Raw genomic sequence first — 18,852 nt, forward strand, 5'->3', positions numbered from 1 at the left:
CACCATCTCGACCTACAAGAAGCTCGGCATCATCGAGCCGCTGGACATGGCCAAGTTGACGAATTTCGACGGCAAGTCGGAAGATTCGCGCTTCACGGCGGAAGGCACCATCGACGGCACGATCTATGCCGTGCCGAAGAACTGGGGCACCACGGGCTTCGCGGTCAACACCAAGAAACTCGCCAAGCCGATGACCAGCTGGAAGGAATTCTGGGACACGGCGATGGCCGAGGCCGACGGCCGCACCATGGTGCACGACTACCAGCTGACCACGATCGGCAATGCGCTGAAATATTACGGCTACTCGTTCAACTCGCTGAAGCAGGACGAGCTCGCCAAGGCCGAGGAACTGCTGCTCAAGGTCAAGCCGCATCTGTTCGCGGTGTCGAGCGACTACCAGCCCGGAATGCGCGCCGGCGACGCCTGGATGACGATGTGCTGGACCAATGACGGGGCGCAGCTTCACCGCGATGTCCCCGAGATCGCCTATGTGCTCGGCAAGGAGGGCGGCGAGATCTGGACCGACTTCTACGCCATCCCGAAGGATGCGCCGAACAAGCCGGCCGGCTATGCGCTGCTCAACTACCTGATGAACCCGAAGGTGGCGGTGAAGGAGCATCTGGCCAATGGCGCGCCCTGCACGGATGCGCGGGTCAACGCGCTGCTGCCGAAGGAGGTGCTGGACAATCCGATCCTCTATCCGGCGGCCGACCTGTTGAAGCCGCTCGAGTTCGGCGCCGCGGCGACACTCACCGATCCGGGCCGCGCCGAGCTGATGGCGCGCTTCAAGTCGGCTTGAGCAAGACCGGCAAAAAACCCGATCCCAAGAATGCGACCGGCGGGCAGACGCTCGCCGGAACGGAACCGGCTTTTTCGATGCGTGGCACCCTCCTTCGCAAGAATCTCCTGACCGCGCTGCTGCTCGCGCCCGCGACGCTGTGGCTGGTCGTGTTCCTGGTCCTGCCCTTCGTCGCCATCGCCATTTTCAGCGTCGGCGAGAGAGCACCTGAAGGCGGCTACCAGGCGGCCTTCACTTTCGCGCAGTATGCCAACCTGCCGGCGCGGGCGACGGCCTTCTGGAACACGATGGTGCTGGCGCCCATCGGCGCTTTTGCCTGCCTGCTTGTCGCCTATCCGGTTGCCTACTATCTGGCCTTGCGCGCGCCGCAGCGCTGGCGGCTGATCCTGCTTGCGCTGATCGTCATCCCGTTCTGGACCAGCCTTCTGATGCGCACCTACGCCTGGATGTATATCCTTGGCGGGCGCGGCATTCCGGCCCTGCTCGCCTATGTCGGCATCGAGGATCTGAGGCTTATCAACACGCCGGGCGCCGTGCTGCTCGGCATCGTCTACGGCTACCTGCCGCTGATGATCCTGCCGATCTATGTCAGCCTGGAACGGCTCGACCGCCGGCTGCTGGAGGCCTCGGCGGATCTCGGCGCGACCCCGCTGTCCACATTCCTCGGCGTGACGCTCAGGCTGTCGCTGCCGGGTGTCATGACCGGCTTCTCGCTGGTGATGATCCTGCTGCTCGGCGAGTATCTCATTCCGACCCTGCTTGGCGGCGGCAAGGTGTTCTTCATCGGCAACGCGCTGGTGGACCTCTTCCTGCAGTCGCGCAACTGGCCGTTCGGGTCGGCGATTGCGATCACCCTGGTGCTGGTCTCGGTGGTGGTGCTGGTCGTCGCCAACCGCATCTCGACCCGGCTTTCGGGCGCACGCCGGGTGGACCTGATCTGATGCGTGCCTTCGTCGTCGCTGTCTTTGCCTTCCTCTATCTGCCGATCGCGCTGGTCGTGCTGTTCTCCTTCAACGCCGGCCACCATGCCAGCGAGTTCACCGGCTTCTCGGTGCAATGGTACGGCAAGGCGCTGTCCAATCCCTTCCTGGTCGAGGCGCTGAAGAACAGCCTGTTCATCGCCACCACCAGCGCGCTTCTCGCGGCGTTCTGCGGCACGGCCGCCGCGCTTGGCCTGCAGCGGGTCGGGACGCGGACACGGGCAGTCTTCGACGGCTTGCTCGGCGCGGCGATCGTTGTCCCCGGCGTCGTCATCGGCATCTCGACGCTGGTCGCGCTCGTTCAACTGTTCGGGGTCGTCAATCCGTTCCTCGCCTCGCTGTGGCCGACCGACCAGCCGCCGCGGCTGTCGCTGGGCTACGGTTCGATCATCGCCGCGCACGGCCTGTTCTCGATGGCGCTGGTGGCGATGATCGTCGGCACTCGCCTGGGCAGCCTCGACCGCAATCTGGTCGAGGCCTCGAGCGATCTCTACGCCACGCCGCTGACGACCTTCCGCTCGATCGTGCTGCCGCAGATCATGCCGGCGGTGGTTGCGGGCTTCCTGCTCGCCTTCACCTTCTCCTTCGACGATTTCATCATCGCCTTCTTCGTCGCCGGCTCGCAGACGACGTTGCCGATCTACGTCTTTGCCTCGATCCGGCGCGGCGTCACGCCGGAGATCAACGCCATCGCCACGATTGTGCTCGCGGCATCGGTCCTGCTGGTCGTGCTGGCCCAATGGCAACTCGGCCGTCGAAAACCATCGCCTTGAAAGAACAGTCCATGATTTTGAAAGATCGCATCGCCGTCGTGACGGGCGCCGGGTCGGGCATCGGGCGCGCCGGCGCCATGATCATGGCGAGGGAAGGGGCGGTGGTGGTCATCGCCGATCGCGATAGCGATGCTGGCGAAACGACGGCGTTCGACATCCGCGCCGCCGGTGGTCGGGCCGAGGCAGTCGCCACCGATGTCGGCGAGGACGCGGCGGTCGAGGATCTCATCGCGGGAGCGCTCGGCAAGCATGGCCGCATCGACATCCTGCACAGCCATGCCGGCATCCAGGTCGGCGGCACGCTGACCGAGGTCAGCTCCGATAGCATGGACGCTTCCTGGCGGATCAATGTGCGAGCGCAGTTCCTCGCGGCCAAGTCGGTCATGCCGGCAATGATCGCGCAGGGTGGCGGCGTCATCCTCAACACGGCATCCAATTCCGGCGTCTTCTACGATCGCGAGATGATCGCCTACGCCACGTCCAAGCACGCTGTGGTGGCGATGACCAGGCAGATGTCGCTCGACTATGCCAGGCACAACGTGCGCATAAACGCGCTTTGCCCGGGCTGGGTCGATACGCCCTTCAACGAGCCGTTCATCGCCCAGATGGGCGGACGCGACGCGATCGAGAATTACGTGCGCACCAAGATCCCGATGGGGCGGTGGGCAAGCGCGGACGAGATCGCCGAAGCGATCCTGTTCCTCGTCTCCGACCGCTCGTCCTTCATGACCGGCCAGGCGCTGGTGGTCGACGGCGGCGAGAGCATCGGCTGAACTGGCCCAGCAAAGCGGACTTGCGCCGGCGGCGATGATCGGTCAAATCATTGGCTCCACATTGATGAGTTCCGTCATGCAGACTGCAGAACAGCAATACCGCGCAAGGCATTCGATTTTTGCCAGCGGTATTGCTTTTTCGCAGGCCGGGATGTCGACCCTCAGGAACAGCGCATCAGCGGGATACCACTGACCATGCGCTGTTGCCGCTTTGAGAACCTGCAACGCGCCGAGGAGACGAAGGTCGGTTCGCATGTGGTTCGTGACGGCTGGACCGAAGGGGTGCAGGGGTCGATCCATCCGGCCTCCCGGCCGGTTATCAGGCGGGCGCCCGTCACTCGGACAACGCATTTCTTCTAACGCCCCAGACTGAACGGACGTGCCCGCCGAAGCGATTCCTCCTTCGTACGGACATGACCAATGCCTGACAAACCAGATACCTCACTCTCCAGCGGCCACACGCAAAGCTGGCTGAAAACGCATGGGATAAACGAGGTCGAATGCCTCGTGCCCGACATGAACGGCGTGCTGCGCGGCAAGACGCTGCCGGTGGCCAAGTTCCTCAAAGCGCTCGAGGACAGCGCACTCTTCCTGCCGAGCAGCGCCTTCCTGGTCGCCATCGACGGCCGCTATTCCGGCTCCATCGATGAGAACTTCGCCTACCAGGATCCGGATATGCGCATGGTGCCGGACCTGCCGACGCTGTGCCTCGCGCCAGGCGGTGCCCCGGGCAAGGCCTATGTGCTGGCCGACGCGTTCCACATGGACGGCCGGCCATGGATGGCGTCGCCGCGCCACGTATTAAGGGCGGTGCTCGATCTTTACCGGCAGCGCGGCTGGCGGGCTGTGATGGCGCCGGAGCTCGAATTCTATCTCACAGCACTCAATCCCGATCCGGACAAGCCGCTGACCGCGCCGGTGGGACGCAACGGGCGCCCGGAAAGCGTGCAGCATCCCTATGACATGCAGGCGCTGGAAGAGTTCGAAGCGGTGACGCGGCGCCTCTACGACCATGCCGCGGTGGCTGGTGTGCCGCTCGACACGCTGATCCATGAGTCCGGCACGGCACAACTGGAGATCAACCTGCTGCATGGCGATCCGCTGGCGCTTTCCGACAAGGCGTTGCTGTTCAAGCGCATGGCGCGGCAGGCGGCGCAGGCGAGCGGCATGCATGCCACCTTCATGGCGAAGCCGATCGCGGCGCAGGCCGGCAGCTCCATGCATCTGCACATGTCGATCGTCGACGAGGCGGGCGAACCCTTGTTTGCCGGCAAAGGCGGTGACGACAGCGAGATGTTCTCGCAGTTCATCGGCGGCCTGCAGAAATACATCCCCGAGATCATGCCGCTGTTCGCGCCGAACGTGAATTCGTACCGCCGCATCCGGCCGGGCCACAGCGCGCCCGCCAACATCGAATGGTCGCATGACAACCGCTCCTGCGGCCTGCGCGTGCCGATGGGCGGGCGCGCCGCGCGGCGGGTCGAGAACCGGTTGCCCGGCGCCGACGCCAATCCCTATCTCGCCATGGCCGGCTCGCTGATTGCCGGCTATCTCGGCATCGAGGAGAAGCTCACCCGTTCGCCGGAAGCTTTCGGCAATGCCTACAGCGTCAAGAGCACGCTGCCCAAGACGATGGAGGAGGCACTCGATCGCTTCGCGGCCTGCGAACCCGTGAAGGCGTTGCTAGGGGAGGATTTCTTCCAGACCTATCTGCGCGTGAAGAGCGTCGAGCTCGACCTGTTTCAGAGCGTCGTGACGTCCTGGGAACGCGACCACCTGCTGCTGAAGGTGTGATCATGGCTTCGCGTTCGACAGGTTTCAATTCTGGGCTCGATATCGGCAAGTCCTATTACGTCGCCACCGCCAATCCGGCGCCGGACCATCCGGCGCTTGCTGGCGATATCGAAGCCGATCTGGTCGTGGTCGGTGGTGGCTGCACCGGTCTTTCGGCGGCGCTGCATGCGGCCGAGCGCGGGCTGAAAGTCGTGCTGCTCGAAGGCGGCAAGATCGGCTGGGGCGCTTCGGGCCGCAATGGCGGGCAGATGATCCCCGGCCTGCGCAGGGGCGCCAAGGGGCTGGTCAAGTCGTACGGGCCGGAGCGGGCGAAGGCCTTGTTCGACCTCGCCTTCGAGGCGCGCGGGCTGGTGCTCGACATCATCGAGCGCCATGCGATCGACTGCGACCTTCGGCTCACCGGCCATCTGGTCGGGGCGGTCAACAGTTCCGACATGCGCGACTTCGAGGAGGAGGCCGAGTGCCTCGCCAAGGTGATGAACTTCCGGCATGTCGAGATACTGTCGGCGGCGAAAGCGCGGCAGATGGTGGACACGCCCTATCAGGGCGCGGTCTTCGAGGATCTCGGCGGCCACATGCATCCGCTGAACTACACGCTGGGCCTCGCCCGCGCCGCGGTTAGCGCCGGCGTGACCATCCACGAGAATTCGGTCGCCGTCCGGCTGGATCGCCAGCCGTCCATCAGGGTCTTCACCGACAAGGGCTCGGTCCGCGCCAAGCATGTGGTGCTGGCCGGCGACGCGCTGCTGAAAGGGCTCGAGCCACGCGTCAACAGCCGCATCATGCCGGTCGGCAACTACATCGTCGCCACCGAGCCTTTGGGCGAACGCAACGTCATCCCGGCCAATGTCGCGGTTTCGGACACGCTCTTCGTTGTCAACTACTACCGCATGTCGGCCGATGGCCGGCTGCTGTTCGGAGGCGGCGAGCGCTACACGCCTTCGCCGCCCGCCGACATCGCCGGTTTCGTGCGACCCCACATGGAAAAGACGTTCCCGCAGCTCAAAGGCTGCCGGATCGACCACGCCTGGGGCGGGCTGGTGTCGGTGACAACGTCGCGCCTGCCGCATGTCGGGCATTATGGCGAGGTCTATTTCGCGCATGGCTATTCCGGCAAGGGTGTCATCCTGTCGACGCTTTCGGGCAAGCTGCTCGCGGAAGCGATCACGGGCGACTTCTCGCGGCTCGACCTGTTCTCGACGCTGACGCCGCTGCCGTTCCCAGGTGGTACGGCGCTGCGCGCGCCGCTCTATGTGCTCGGCATGCTGTGGTACGCCATGCGCGATCGCCTGAGGCATTGACGGGCGACTTTCCCGCAGGCTCAGGCATTGCCAGCTCCGGCGGCCGGGGGACGAACTCCCGGCCGTCGATGTTTAGCCGGCGTCGCGGTTGGTCAGCGCGATGTGACAGCAACCTGAGCCATGGCCCGGCGTCCAGGTGACGTTGGCGAAACGCACGCCGGTCGCCTCGAACAGGCCGCGGTCGAAGGCGCCGGCGATGCGGCAGAGCGTGGCGAGCTTTTCCCCGCCGACGCCGGCTTCGATCCAGGCGTCCTTCAGCGGACAACGCTTGACCTTGAAGGCGATATGGTCCGGTCCGCGATCGACATCGGTCGGATACATGCGGCCGCCATCCGGGCTGGCGGCGAGGAACGCCTCACCGATCGCCGGGGCGTCATTGGGGCCGAAACCGGCAAAGGCGACGGCTGCTACTTCGCGACCGCGCTGCTCGATGGTGCGGATCATGACCGCCTCGGCTTTCTCGGCGCCGAGCTCGGCAGTCAATTCGTCGAGGAACAGGCGATAGAGGTCGGCCCGGTTGCGGAAAGCGGAGTCGAGTTCGCGCGACAGTTTTTCGGCTCTGGTTGCTTCGCGGTCGGTCATGCTGTTGTGTTCCTGATCAATCTTGGCGTTGACGCCACCAAGGCCTTGCCGATCGCCGATTGCGGATTGGCGATGACGGCGCGGGCTTCGCCGCTCTCCGCGATCCGGCCGGCTTCGAGAATGACGACGCGATGCGCGACGGCACGGATGACGCCGAGGTCATGTGAAATGAAGAGATAGGCGATCCGTTCCTGTCTTTGCAGGTCGAGCAGCAATTCGAGGATTTGCGCGCGTACCGAAACATCCAGTGCGGACACTGCTTCATCGAGCACGATCAGGGACGGCCGCGTGGCGATGGCCCGGGCAATCGCCACACGCTGGCGCTGGCCGCCGGAAATTTCATGGATGCCGCGCGCCGCGAGGCTGGCATCGAGTCCGACACGCTCCAGGAGACCAGCGATACGGCGAGGCCGCTCGGCGCGCGAAGCGATGCCGTGGACGCGCAAGGGGTCGTCCAGTACGCGCGCCACGGTTGCGCGCGGGTTTAGGGCAGCGAGCGGATCCTGAAACACCATCTGGATGCGGGCGCGTTTGGCGCGGAGGGCGGCGCCCGACAGCGAGAGGAAATCTGTGCCCTCGAATTCGATGCGGCCGGCATCGTGTTCGATCAGCCGCAGCACCAGCCGCGCGATCGTCGACTTGCCGCTGCCGGACGGGCCGGCCAGCGCCAGTGTTTCCGCCGGTCCGATCTCGAACGACACGTCATCGACCGCCGCGAAAGGTTGGCCGCCACGGCGATAGCGTTTGGCGAGATTGGAGACAGCAAGCAGGCTCATGCCGAAGCGCCCTGCCGGTCAAGCAGCGGTTCGGCGTCGAGGCCGAGATAGGCGTCAAGCAATGAGCGCGTGTAGACGTGACGCGGCGCCTCTACGATCTGGCGGGTTTCGCCAAGCTCGACGAGTTCGCCGTGGCGCAGCACCGCGATGCGCTCGGCGAGCGTGGCGGCCAACGCGATGTCGTGGCTGATGAAGAGCAAGGTCATGCCGTCTTCGGCGACCAACTGGCGGATCAGGGCCACGATCTCGGCCTGCACGATGGTGTCGAGCGCGCTTGTTGCTTCATCGGCGATCAACAGCTTCGGCCCAGCAGCTATTGCGGCGGCGATCGCCACGCGCTGCTTCTGGCCGCCGGACAGCTGGTGTGGATACGCGCGCAGGGCCGAGCCCGGATCGGGCAAGCGGACGCGTTCCAGCAGGATCCTGGCTCGCGCGAGCGATTGGGACCAGTCGAGGCCGAGATGGGTGTGCACGACCTCGGCGATCTGCTTGCCGACAGGCATGACCGGGTCGAGGCTGGAGGAGGGGTCCTGGAAGACAAAGCCGATGTCGCGACCGAGGCGGGGTGCCTTGGCACGAGCGTTTGCCGGCAAGAACCAATCGATGTGCCCGTCAATCTTAGCTGACCTCGCCAGCAACCCCGCAATCGCCAGCGCCAGTGTACTCTTGCCCGACCCGCTTTCGCCGATGATCGCCAGACGCTCGCCTGCCTCTACATTCAGGCTAACCCCTTTCAGCGCCACCACCTCGGCACTCTCCCGCCGGTAGCGCACCGAGAGATCGTGGATCGAGAGCAGCGTGGTCACGACAGGCTCCTGCGCACTGCCGTGCTTTCGACAATGCCTTCGCCCGCGAGGTAGACGCCAAGCACGGTCAGCACCAACGCGACGCCTGGAACGATCGACAGGAAAGGTGCGGTGCGCAACACGGTGCGGCCCTCGGCGATCATGCCGCCCCAGGTGACACGGTTGGGATCGCCAAGGCCGAGGAAGGAGAGCGCGGCCTCGGTGAGGATGGCCGCCGCCACGATCACCGAGGACAGCGCCAGCACCGGTGGTAGCGCGTTGGGCAGCACCTCTCGAAACGCAATTTCCAGGGGGTGCATGCCGATGACGCGCGCGCCGGCAACGTAGTCGCGTTCGCGGATGGAGAGTACTTCCGCGCGCGCCACCCGCGCCGGACCAGTCCAGGCGCCGAGCGCTATTGCCGCGACGACGACGCCGAGCGAAGGCCCGACAATGCTGACGAAAGCGAGCGCGAGGAGAAAGCTCGGCACGGTCTGGAACGCGTCTGTAACGCGCATCAGTACTTCGTCGATCAGGCCGCCGGCAAAACCGGCCAGCGTGCCGACCACCGCGCCGATCAGAAGCGCGGCAGCCGCAGCCGCAAGCCCAACTGCCAGAGATGTGCGCGCGCCGTGGAAGAGCTCGGCCAGCACGTCGCGGCCGAGCCGGTCGGTGCCGAGCGGCAACGACCAGTCCCGGAATGGCGACAGGAGCGCCGGACCGGCGATCGCCTGCGGGTCGGCGGGGAAAAGCAGCGGCGCCGCCAACGCCATCGCGACCAGAAGGCTGAGGATAAGCGCGCCTGCAATCGCCTCGGGCGTTCGAAAGAAGCGGCGAAGCAGGCTCATGCGCCGGCCTCGCTGGAGCCGACGCGCGGGTCGAGGAAGGCGTAGGCGAGATCGACCAGAAGGTTGATGAGGATGACGAGCACAGCGCTGACCAGGATGATGCCGAGCAGCAGCGGCGTGTCGCGTCCGGCAACGGCCTCCTGTGCCAGCCGGCCCAGGCCAGGCACGGCAAAGACGCTTTCGATGACGACGCTGCCGCCGAGCATCTGCGCCGATTGCAGGCCAAGCATGGTGACCAACGGAAGCAGCGCGTTGCGAGCGACATGGGCAAGCACGATGCGGCGGCGCGACAGACCTCTAGCACGGGCGGCAAGCACAAAATCCTGCCGCCAGGCTTCGGCCATGCCGGCTCGCATCATGCGCAGGTAGAGCGCCAGGTAGATGAAGCCGAGCGCCGAGACCGGCAGCACAAGGTGGACCGCGATATCGACGGCCCGCGCCAGCCCGGTCTTGCCGGAAGCGATGGTCTCGATGCCGCCGATGGGCAGCCAGCGCAGGTCGACGGCGAAGACGACGATCAGCACCAAGCCGAGCCAGAAGCCGGGCACGGCGTAGAGCGCCAGCGAGCTGATCGAGAGGAATCGGTCTCGGAAGCTGCCCGGTCTGGCGCCGGCATAGATGCCGAGCGCCGAGCCGAGGCCGAAGGAGAGCGCCGTGGCGCTGCCCATCAGGGTCAGCGTCGTCGGCAGGCGTTCGAGGATGATTTCGCGGATCGGCCGGGAGAAAGTGACGGACTGGCCGAGGTCGAGATGCAGCAGCGCCCACAGGTAGTTAGCGAGCCGGGTCAGCTCCGACTGGTCGAGACCCCAGCGGTGGCGCAGAAGCTCGATCATGCCGGCATCGCCGCCGGTCGAGACGATATAGGCGTCGACCGCGTCGCCGGGCGCGGCTTCGAGGAGAAAGAAGCTGCCGATGACGACGATGAGGAGGACAAAGACGCTGCCGACGAGGCGACGGCGCAGCAGGATGAGGGCGCGGGTCATGCGCGCCTCGTGAGGTAGGCGATATGCTGGCTATGATTGCGCCAAGGCACCCCCCTCTGTCCTGCCGGACATCTCCCCCTCAAGGGGGGAGATTGGCCGTCGTCAACGGCTTCGCCAATCGCCATCGTTGGCAAACTGGCGAGACGTACGAGCAGCTGATCTCCCCCCTTGAGGGGGAGATGTCCGGCAGGACAGAGGGGGGTATCGTAGAACTCGACGTCTACGATGGTTTCCTCGCGAACTTTCATCCGCGTAAGTGTGTCACGATTCCAAATAGGTGTCCGCCCAGTTCGAAACCGCCCAGCGCGGGTTGTTGGCGATGTTGCCCACCGTGTCGCGGGCGACGGAAATGAAGCTCCATTCGGCGACGTTGATCAGCGGCAGGTCCGCGGCGACCTTCTTCTGGAACTCCTTGTAGAGCTCTGTACGCGCGGCGGTGTCGAGCGTCTCCGACGCCTTGGTGATCAGCGCGTCCAGCTCGACGTTCTTGTAGCCGCCCTGGTTGGAGAAGGGCACGCCGTCCGGAATGCCGCTCTGCACCAGGATGGTGGTCGAGATCGCCGGGTCGCCGCGGAACACCGGCGGGCCGACGGCGAGGTCGAAGGCGTGATCGGTGTAGACCGCCTTGATGTGCGCGGCCGAGTCGTTGTTGATGATCTCGGCGTCGATGCCGATTGCGGCGAGCGCCTGGCGCAGATAATCGCCGAATTGTTTCGTCTCGTTGAAATAGGGTGCCGGCAGCAGCTTCAACGCGAACCGCTTGCCATCGTCGGCGCGCTTGTAGCCGGCCTCGTCGAGCAGCGCATTGGCCTTGGCGACGTCGAACGGGTAGGTCGGCACGTCGGCGGTGTAGAATTGCGGATCGTTCTTCGGCACCGGGCCGGTCGCGGTCGCCGCGTAGCCGAGGAAAACGGTCTTGACGACGAAATCCTTGTCGATGGCATGCGCGATCGCCTGGCGCACCTTGAGATCGGCGAGTTCCTTGCGGCGGTGGTTGATCTCGACGACAAGCTGATAGGTCAGCCCCTCATAGCCCTTGGTGATGACCTTCAGGCCCGGCACCTTGGAGATACGGTCGAGGTCGGCGAGCGGGACAGCGGAGAAGGCGGCAAGCTGGATTTCTTCCGCCTCGAGCGCGGCAGCGGCAGAGGTGCGATCGGGCAGCACCTGGTAGACGATCTCATCGAGATAGGGCTCGTCCTTGCCCCAATAGGCGTCGTTCCTGGTCAGCCGATAATACTGGCCGGCCTTGTATTCGGCGAATTTGAACGGCCCGGTGCCGATCGGCGCGTTGTTGGCCGGGTTGTCCTCGATCTTGCCGTTCTCATAGACATGTTTGGGCACGACGCTCGACAGCGCCGGCAGCGCGTTCCGGATCAACTGGAACGGCGTCGGCTTGGCGAATTTGAAGATGGCAGTGAGGTCGTCGGGCGTCTCGACGGCCTCGAGGTCCTTGAAAACGGTACGGCCGAGATTCTGCAGGGGCTTCCAGATATGCAGCGCCGAGAAGGCGACGTCGGCGGACGTGAAGGGCTTGCCGTCATGCCATTTGACGCCGTCACGAAGCTTGAAGGTCGCCGAGAGGCCGTCGGCGGCACCTTCCCAGGAAAGCGCGAGCCTGGGCTGCAAACCGTCCTTGCCGTCGAACGAGGCCTCCGCCAGTGTCTCGACGATCTTGCTGGAGATGAAGAAGACGCCGTTCGAGGCGACGATCGCAGGGTTGAGATTGCGCGGCTCGGAGTCGGCGGCAAGCACGAGGCGCCCGCCCTTCTTGGGCGTCTGCGCGAAACCGATCGTCGGCAACGCCGTCGAGGCCAAAAGCAGCGCCGAGCCGGCCAGCAGGCCGCGGCGCGAAATCGTGAATTCAGACATTGCTCAACTCCCCTCTTCGCGCCGAAGCCGGCGCGGCAATCTCGAACAGTTGAGGATTATGGCCCTTGGCAAAGGTTTCGCCAGTGACGGATTTGGCGCAGGATGGGTTGGCTTTGAAATTTCCGTCCACTGGCCCAGTTATGTGCGGGTCGTTCAAATCCGCAATTCGGCAGGACCAAATCGAACCAAATGCCGCGGACGGCGCGTTCTCAGCAGCGAAAATGCATAATTGAAATCAATCTGGCTGGGCCAGTGCGGTCAAAACGGTGCAATTTCACCAACATCGAGGTCAAAGACGCTTGGCCGCTTTAGAGGCCGACAGTTTCAGGGAGAGGCAGATGAACATCGCTCCGGGCAAATCCGAGGTGGGCAGCATCCCGTTCGACCAGGCTCGGGTGGACCGGCTTATGGACGAGGCCGGCATCGACGTGCTCCTTGCGACCTCCAAGCACAACACGCAGTACCTGCTCGGCGGCTACAAATTCATCTTCTTCGCGGCGATGGATGCCATCGGCCATAGCCGCTACCTGCCGATCGTCCTTTACGAGAAAGGCGGCCCGCAGCACGCTGCCTATATCGGCAACAAGATGGAGCGCGGCGAGCATCAGAACCATCCGTTCTGGACGCCGACATTGCATGCCACCTGCTGGGGCACGCTCGATGCCGCCAATCTTGCTGTGGAGCATCTGCGCAAGATCGGCAAGGAAGCGGCACGCATCGGCATCGAGCCCGGCTTCCTGCCGTCGGATGCCTATACGCTGATCCGCAAGGCGCTGCCGGACGCGAAGCTGATCGACGCGACCGACATGCTGGAACGCATGCGGGCGATCAAGACGGAAGCGGAGCTCGTGAAACTGCGCACCGCGTCGGAGCTGATCACCGACTCCATGCTGGCGACGATTGGCTGGGCGCGCGAGGGTACGACCAAGGCCGACATCATCGAACATCTGCGGCGCGAGGAGACCAATCGCGGCGCGCACTTCGAGTATTGCCTGCTGACGCTGGGCTCCAGTCACAACCGCGCCGCATCGAGCCAGGCGTGGAACAAGGGCGAGGTGCTGTCGATCGATTCCGGCGGCAATTACCACGGCTATATCGGCGACCTTTGCCGGATGGGCATCCTAGGCGAGCCGGACGCGGAACTGGAGGATCTGCTGGCCGAAGTCGAAGCGGTGCAGCAAGCGGCCTTCTCTAAGGTGAAGGCCGGGACGCTCGGCGGCGACATGATCGCCCATGCCGAAAGCGTGCTGAAGGCGTCCAAGGTCGCGGCCTACACGGATTTCTTTGCCCACGGCATGGGGCTGATCACGCATGAGGCGCCGTTCCTCATGACCAACCATCCGGTCGCGTATGAAGGCACCTATGCCGCGAAGCCGCTGGAAAAGAACATGGTGCTGTCGGTCGAGACGACGATGCTCCACCCGGCGCGCGGCTTCATCAAGCTGGAGGACACGGTCGCGGTGACGGACGCCGGTTATGTGATGTTCGGCGACCGAGGACGCGGGTGGAACAGCAGCGGGGGTTGAGCCCGATGTCTCGCGTTGGGCGGGTCGACCATGCCGGCGTGGCGAGCGCCTTCGCTTATGGCGGCGCGGCGACGCTGCTCGCTGCGTTGGTGGCCTTCTTGGTCGGGCCGAAACAGGCCGAGCAGTCCGCTCCGGTCAGTGCATGCCAACAAGCCGGCCGATCGGCCGGCTTGCTCACTGATGTGATGCGATCGATCTAGGCGGAGCGGCCGTCGAAGTCGAAGATCTGCACGGCGGCAAGGTCGATATTTTCAAGGCAATTGATGTTGATGTAGGCATTGCGGTCGCGGCCCTGGTTGGCGTCTTCGGCGAAGGGATGGATGCCGCAGGTCCGGCAGAAGCGGTGGGCGATGGCGCCTTTGCCGAAGGTGTAACTGCCGAGGTCGTCGCCCCAGGCGACAAGCCGCAGGTTTTTGTGCGGCACTGCCCAAAGCAGCGCGCCCTTGCGCGCGCAGATCGAACAGTTGCAGCGCACGGCGCCGGCGAGCTCGCCCTCGACCTCGAACGCCACCTTGCCACAGTGGCAGCTGCCTTTGTACAGCATCAGCATCTTCCTATTGCTGGCAGGGTGCCAAGGCATCCCCGCCGGGTTATTCGTTCCGTCAGCTCGATCGCTGTTGTCTCAATGCGCAATTCCGGACGGAAAGCCGCTACACACTTTTCCTGGAATTGCTTTTAAGACGTTACAAGCTTGTGGAATCCGACATCGCCCATGCAAACCGCCCGTGACCGCCTTGAAATCATCCTGTCGCGCCTTGCCAATCGCGCCGCCGGCGAGAAAGTCTACGTCAAGATCTATTCTGAAGCCGCGCGTGCGGCAGCCGACGCCGCGGATGCCCGCCGGAAGGCCGGTATCAGCCTCGGGCCGCTCGACGGCACGATCATCTCCATCAAGGACCTGTTCGATGTGGCGGGCGATCCGACGACGGCCGGCTCGCTGATGCTGGCGAGTGCAGCGCCGGCCGCGCGGGACGCCGCGATCGTCAAAAGGCTCAGGCAGGCCGGCGCCGTCATTATAGGCAAGACCAACATGACCGAATTCGCCTTCACCGCGATTGGCGACAATCTCCACTACGGCACGCCGGGCAACGCCGTAGACGCCAGCCTGATCCCGGGCGGTTCGTCGTCCGGCGCCGGTGTCGCGGTGGGCGAGGGCACAAGCGAAATCTCCATCGGTTCGGATACCGGCGGCTCGGTGCGCATCCCGGCCTCGCTCAACGGCGTCGTCGGCTTCAAGCCGACAGCCGGGCGCGTGCCGCTGACCGGCGCCTTTCCCTTGTCGATGACGCTGGATTCGATCGGCCCGCTTGCCCGCGACGTCGCCGGTTGCGCGCTCGCCGATGCGATCATGGCCGGGGAGGAGCCGGCGCCTCTCCAGCGGGTTTCGCTCGCGGGCCTGCGCATCGGCATTCCGCGCGGCAGGCTTTTCGAGGAAACGCAGGGCGACGTTGCCATGGTTTTCGAGACCTGCATTGCCCGGCTGCTTAAGGCCGGCGCGCGCATTGCCGATCTGCCGATCGACGATCTCATTGGCGAGATGCGCGCGGCAACGAAGCGCGGCACGGTCGCGTCGATGGAAGGCGCCGAGGTGCACGCCGATTGGTTGGAGACCGGCTCCTCCGTGCCAGTCGATCCGCACGTCAGTGGGCCATTGTCGCGCGCGCTCACCGTTCCCGCTTCGGTCTATATCCGCACTATGCGCCGCCGTGCCGAACTGGCCGCGGCCATGGACGAACGTTTGGCGCAAATCCATGCACTCGTTTTGCCGACTACGCCGATGGTCGCGCCGTCAATTGCCGCCATGGCCGGCGACGAGGCGTTGCGGGAGAAAACTGAAGGCCTGCTCCTGCGCAACACCCAGGTCGCAAACCAGTTCGCCCTCTGCGCGATCTCGCTGCCGATGCCGGATATGAGGCTGCCGGCCGGGCTGATGCTGGTGGCGCGCGGCGGCCACGATCATCGTCTTCTCAGCATTGCGGCGGCAGTGGAGGCCTTGCTGAGAGGATAGGCAACGGGCGCGTCGACAGGATCTTGCGCAAGGGCATTCCTTTTTGGCCGCATTTCCGTGGCACCAGGTGGTGACGCTTGGCTGCCAAACGCACTAGGCCTTTTCTAGCGCCGCGCTTTTCGGCTCCGTCCCGCGGCCTTCGATGATCAGCTCTCGGCTCCTCGCAAATGCGCGCCGAGCCCGAGGCGTGCACCATGGCGGTCTGCCTTGGCATCGGAACGAACGACCGGCGGGCTGGTCCTCGCTTCAATCGGCGTTATGTTGGTCGTGAAAAACGAGAGAGGGAGGATGCCTATGCCGACGACGATGAAGGGTCCCGGCCTGTTCCTGGCGCAGTTCGCGGGCGACGCCGCGCCATTCAATTCGCTGGCTTCGATCGCCAAATGGGCCGCCGGGCTCGGCTATAAGGGCGTGCAGATCCCGACTTGGGATGGTCGCCTGTTCGACCTGAAGAAAGCCGCGTCGTCGAAGGCCTATTGCGACGAGGTGAAGGGCATCTGCGCCGACGCCGGCGTCGAGATCACCGAGCTGTCGACGCACCTGCAAGGCCAGCTCGTTGCGGTGCATCCGGCCTATGACGCGCAGTTCGACGGCTTCGCGCCGGCGGCGGTGCATGGCAATCCGAAAGCCCGGCAGAAATGGGCCGTCGAGCAGATGGAGTTCGGCGCCAGGGCGTCGAAGAACCTCGGCCTCAAGGCCTCCGTGACCTTCAGCGGCGCGCTCGCCTTCCCATACCTCTACCCCTGGCCGCAGCGGCCGGCCGGGCTGATCGAGGAAGCGTTCGCGGAACTCGGCAAGCGCTGGAAGCCGATCCTCGACGTCTATGACGAGAACGGTGTCGATGTCGGCTACGAAATCCATCCGGGCGAGGATGTGTTCGACGGCGCCACCTTCGAGATGTTCCTCGACGCGGTTGGCGGGCATAAGCGCTGCAACATCAATTATGATCCCTCGCACTTCCTCTTGCAGCAGCTCGATTATCTCGAATTCATCGACATCTATCACGAGCGGATCAAAGCCTTCCACGTCAAGGATGCCGAGTTCAACCCGACGGGGCGCCAGGGCGTCTATTCGGGTTATCAGGGCTGGGTGAACCGGGCGGGGCGCTTCCGATCGCTGGGCGACGGGCAGGTGGATTTCGGCGGCATCTTCTCCAAGCTAGCCCAATACGACTATGATTCCTGGGCGGTGCTGGAGTGGGAATGTTGCCTCAAGCATCCGGAAGACGGCGCGGCCGAAGGCGCGCCTTTCATTCAGCACCACATCATCCGTGTGACAGAGAAGGCCTTCGACGATTTCGCGGGCGGCGCCACCGACAAGAAGTTGCTGCGCGCGATGATGGGCATCTGAGGCTTGCTTTCCCTTCCCCTTGAGGGGAGGGTGCCCCGCAGGGCCTGGCGGGTTCGATTGGCGCCGAACTCCATGCTGGGCGCCCCTATCCGATCCGCTGGGTGGATCGGCCTCCCTAAAGGGGAGGTGAGAGAAAACGAGGGAGGACAACGAATGGTCGGCGCATCGAAGTCGGAATCGGGAGGCGGTCCAATCCGCTACGGCATGGTCGGCGGCGGGCAGGGTGCCTTCATCGGCGCCGTGCACCGGATCGCGGCGCGGATGGACAACGACTTCGTGCTGGTGGCCGGCGCGCTGTCCTCGGATCCGGACCGCGCCAGGGCCTCCGCCGCCGAGCTCGGGCTCGATCCCGAGCGCAGCTACAGCTCCTATGCCGAGATGGCCAAGGCAGAAGCCAAGCGCCCGGACGGCATCGAGGCGGTGGCGATCGTCACGCCCAACAACGTCCATGTGCCGGCAGCCAAGGCTTTCCTCGAGGCCGGTATCCACGTCATCTGCGACAAGCCGCTCGCGACGTCGCTGGCGGAGGCGAAGAAGCTTGCGGCGATAGTCGAGAAGACCGGCAAGGTGTTCGTGCTCACGCACAACTACACCGCTTATCCGATGATCCGCCAGGCGCGCGAGATGGTGGCCAAGGGCATGCTCGGCGACATCCGCATCGTCCAGTCGGAGTATCCGCAGGACTGGCTAACAGAGGACCTCGCCGCAACCGGCCAGAAGCAGGCCTCGTGGCGTTCCGATCCGAAGCAGGCCGGCGCCGGCGGGGCGCTGGGCGACATCGGCACGCATGCCTACAACCTTGCCCGCTTCGTGTCGGGGCTGGAACTCGATTCCCTGTCGGCCGATCTCGACGCCTTCGTGCCTGGACGGCAGCTCGACGACAACGTCAACGTCATGCTGCGCTTCAAGGCGATCGGCAAGGCGCATCCGGCCAAGGGCATGATTTGGGCAAGCCAAGTGGCGCCCGGCCATGAGAACGGGCTGAAACTGCGCATCTACGGTTCGAAGGGCGGGCTGGAGTGGGTGCAGGCCGACCCGAACTATCTCTGGTATACGCCGTTCGGCCAGCCGAAGCAGCTGCTCACCCGCAATGGCGCCGGTGCGATGCCGGTTGCGACGCGCGTCAGCCGCGTTCCCTCAGGACATCCGGAAGGCTATCTCGAAGGTTTCGCGAACATCTACCAGGAAGCCGCGCGCGCCATCCGTGCTGCGCGCAGGAAGGGCGGCAAGCCGGCTAAGGACGTCGTCTTCCCGACGATCGAGGACGGCGTCGAGGGCATGGCCTTCATCGAGGCCTGCGTGAAGTCGTCGAAGAAGAACGGGGCGTGGACGAAGCCATAAGCGAGTGGCTGCCAACCGATGAGCTGGCCGGCGACGCCGTACGGGCCGAATGTCGGCGATCCTCCGCGCCGGCTTCTCGTGGATTCTGCACCGTAAGGTCAGCCTTGCGCCGCCTGCAGCCTGTTGTAGTCGTGCAGCGTGCGGCTCAGCCGGCGGCGCAGGAAATTCGAGATGTTGTCGAAGATAAAGACGACCAGCAGGATCAACAGCACCATGTAGAAGACGTTGGCCCAGTTGGAGTTGGTGCGCATCGCTTCCCAGAGCTTCAGGCCGATGCCGCCGGCACCGACGGCGCCGATGATGGTCGCGCCGCGGGTGTTCGATTCCCACTGGTAGAGCGTCTGGCTGATGAAGATCGGCA

The 18,852-nt window shown here is 64.8% G+C and carries 19 protein-coding genes and 1 pseudogene; 11 read left to right on the top strand and 9 right to left on the bottom strand.

All coding sequences use genetic code 11. The annotated features are described in order from the left end of the window. From Q0L57_RS22700 to Q0L57_RS22715, 4 genes are all read left to right on the top strand, one after another. Positions 1-799 (top strand): spermidine/putrescine ABC transporter substrate-binding protein (locus tag Q0L57_RS22700; RefSeq protein WP_296745284.1); only part of this gene is annotated, 799 nt, incomplete at its 5' end. A 77-nt stretch (positions 800-876) separates the two neighbouring features. Then, complete coding sequence (locus tag Q0L57_RS22705; protein WP_296745285.1) at positions 877-1,740, top strand: ABC transporter permease; 864 nt, start codon at positions 877-879, stop codon at positions 1,738-1,740. Further along, the gene (locus Q0L57_RS22710) at positions 1,740-2,552 is read left to right on the top strand and encodes an ABC transporter permease (RefSeq protein WP_296745286.1); all 813 of its coding nucleotides are present in this window, start codon (positions 1,740-1,742) and stop codon (positions 2,550-2,552) included. Before Q0L57_RS22705 ends, Q0L57_RS22710 begins: the two co-directional genes overlap by 1 nt. 11 nt (positions 2,553-2,563) lie before the next feature. Beyond that, positions 2,564-3,325 (top strand): glucose 1-dehydrogenase, encoded by a 762-nt coding sequence (locus tag Q0L57_RS22715; protein WP_296745287.1) that lies wholly within the window; start codon positions 2,564-2,566, stop codon positions 3,323-3,325. A gap of 42 nt (positions 3,326-3,367) precedes the next feature. Here the strand turns inward: Q0L57_RS22715 and Q0L57_RS22720 are convergent, their stop codons facing one another. Further along, positions 3,368-3,625 (bottom strand): hypothetical protein, encoded by a 258-nt coding sequence (locus Q0L57_RS22720; protein WP_296745288.1) that lies wholly within the window; start codon positions 3,623-3,625, stop codon positions 3,368-3,370. Positions 3,626-3,745: 120 nt separating this feature from the next. Here Q0L57_RS22720 and Q0L57_RS22725 point away from each other — a divergent pair, with 120 nt between their 5' ends. Beyond that, on the top strand, positions 3,746-5,119 hold the full coding sequence (locus Q0L57_RS22725; protein WP_296745289.1) for a glutamine synthetase family protein: 1,374 nt from the start codon (positions 3,746-3,748) through the stop codon (positions 5,117-5,119). Positions 5,120-5,121: 2 nt separating this feature from the next. After that, positions 5,122-6,420 carry an FAD-binding oxidoreductase gene (locus Q0L57_RS22730; protein ID WP_296745290.1) on the top strand — a complete coding sequence of 433 codons (1,299 nt, stop codon included), beginning with the start codon at positions 5,122-5,124 and terminating at the stop codon, positions 6,418-6,420. Between the two features lie 72 nt (positions 6,421-6,492). On the opposite strand, the gene Q0L57_RS22735 is transcribed toward Q0L57_RS22730, so the two are convergent. The 6 genes from Q0L57_RS22735 to Q0L57_RS22760 all read right to left on the bottom strand — a co-directional run bounded on the left by Q0L57_RS22735 (position 6,493) and on the right by Q0L57_RS22760 (position 12,266). Continuing rightward, the gene (locus tag Q0L57_RS22735; RefSeq protein WP_296745291.1) at positions 6,493-7,002 is read right to left on the bottom strand and encodes an L-2-amino-thiazoline-4-carboxylic acid hydrolase; all 510 of its coding nucleotides are present in this window, start codon (positions 7,000-7,002) and stop codon (positions 6,493-6,495) included. Further along, a complete protein-coding gene (locus Q0L57_RS22740) occupies positions 6,999-7,778 on the bottom strand; it encodes an ATP-binding cassette domain-containing protein (RefSeq protein WP_296745292.1) in 780 nt (259 codons plus the stop codon). Before Q0L57_RS22740 ends, Q0L57_RS22735 begins: the two co-directional genes overlap by 4 nt. After that, entirely contained in the window at positions 7,775-8,584 is an 810-nt protein-coding gene (locus Q0L57_RS22745) for an ABC transporter ATP-binding protein (protein ID WP_296745293.1), read from the bottom strand. The genes Q0L57_RS22740 and Q0L57_RS22745 overlap by 4 nt, the downstream gene beginning before the upstream one ends. Then, positions 8,581-9,411: an ABC transporter permease gene (locus tag Q0L57_RS22750; protein ID WP_296745294.1), complete on the bottom strand. Its 831-nt coding sequence runs from the start codon at positions 9,409-9,411 to the stop codon at positions 8,581-8,583. Before Q0L57_RS22750 ends, Q0L57_RS22745 begins: the two co-directional genes overlap by 4 nt. Continuing rightward, entirely contained in the window at positions 9,408-10,394 is a 987-nt protein-coding gene (locus Q0L57_RS22755) for an ABC transporter permease (RefSeq protein WP_296745295.1), read from the bottom strand. The genes Q0L57_RS22750 and Q0L57_RS22755 overlap by 4 nt, the downstream gene beginning before the upstream one ends. 261 nt (positions 10,395-10,655) lie before the next feature. Then, a complete protein-coding gene (locus Q0L57_RS22760; protein WP_296745296.1) occupies positions 10,656-12,266 on the bottom strand; it encodes an ABC transporter substrate-binding protein in 1,611 nt (536 codons plus the stop codon). A gap of 338 nt (positions 12,267-12,604) precedes the next feature. Here Q0L57_RS22760 and Q0L57_RS22765 point away from each other — a divergent pair, with 338 nt between their 5' ends. Continuing rightward, the gene (locus tag Q0L57_RS22765; protein ID WP_296745297.1) at positions 12,605-13,792 is read left to right on the top strand and encodes a Xaa-Pro peptidase family protein; all 1,188 of its coding nucleotides are present in this window, start codon (positions 12,605-12,607) and stop codon (positions 13,790-13,792) included. A 5-nt stretch (positions 13,793-13,797) separates the two neighbouring features. Further along, entirely contained in the window at positions 13,798-13,992 is a 195-nt protein-coding gene (locus tag Q0L57_RS22770; protein WP_296745298.1) for a hypothetical protein, read from the top strand. Here Q0L57_RS22770 and Q0L57_RS22775 read toward each other — a convergent pair. Further along, positions 13,989-14,336 carry a GFA family protein gene (locus tag Q0L57_RS22775; protein ID WP_296745299.1) on the bottom strand — a complete coding sequence of 116 codons (348 nt, stop codon included), beginning with the start codon at positions 14,334-14,336 and terminating at the stop codon, positions 13,989-13,991. The two genes, Q0L57_RS22770 and Q0L57_RS22775, sit on opposite strands and share 4 nt — an antisense overlap. Positions 14,337-14,504: 168 nt before the next feature. Here Q0L57_RS22775 and Q0L57_RS22780 point away from each other — a divergent pair, with 168 nt between their 5' ends. The 3 genes from Q0L57_RS22780 to Q0L57_RS22790 all read left to right on the top strand — a co-directional run bounded on the left by Q0L57_RS22780 (position 14,505) and on the right by Q0L57_RS22790 (position 18,491). Then, positions 14,505-15,800: an amidase gene (locus Q0L57_RS22780; protein ID WP_296745300.1), complete on the top strand. Its 1,296-nt coding sequence runs from the start codon at positions 14,505-14,507 to the stop codon at positions 15,798-15,800. Positions 15,801-16,094: 294 nt separating this feature from the next. Further along, positions 16,095-17,150, top strand: a complete 1,056-nt coding sequence (locus tag Q0L57_RS22785; RefSeq protein ID WP_296745301.1) for a sugar phosphate isomerase/epimerase — start codon at positions 16,095-16,097, stop codon at positions 17,148-17,150. A 153-nt stretch (positions 17,151-17,303) separates the two neighbouring features. Further along, positions 17,304-18,491 carry a Gfo/Idh/MocA family oxidoreductase gene (locus Q0L57_RS22790; protein WP_296745302.1) on the top strand — a complete coding sequence of 396 codons (1,188 nt, stop codon included), beginning with the start codon at positions 17,304-17,306 and terminating at the stop codon, positions 18,489-18,491. A gap of 98 nt (positions 18,492-18,589) precedes the next feature. Here the strand turns inward: Q0L57_RS22790 and Q0L57_RS22795 are convergent. Continuing rightward, positions 18,590-18,852, bottom strand: a pseudogene (locus tag Q0L57_RS22795) (phosphonate ABC transporter, permease protein PhnE); the annotation flags it as partial.

The sequence above is a fragment of the Mesorhizobium sp. genome (genome assembly GCF_024509055.1).
In the GTDB taxonomy this organism is placed as follows: Bacteria; Pseudomonadota; Alphaproteobacteria; order Rhizobiales; family Rhizobiaceae; genus Mesorhizobium.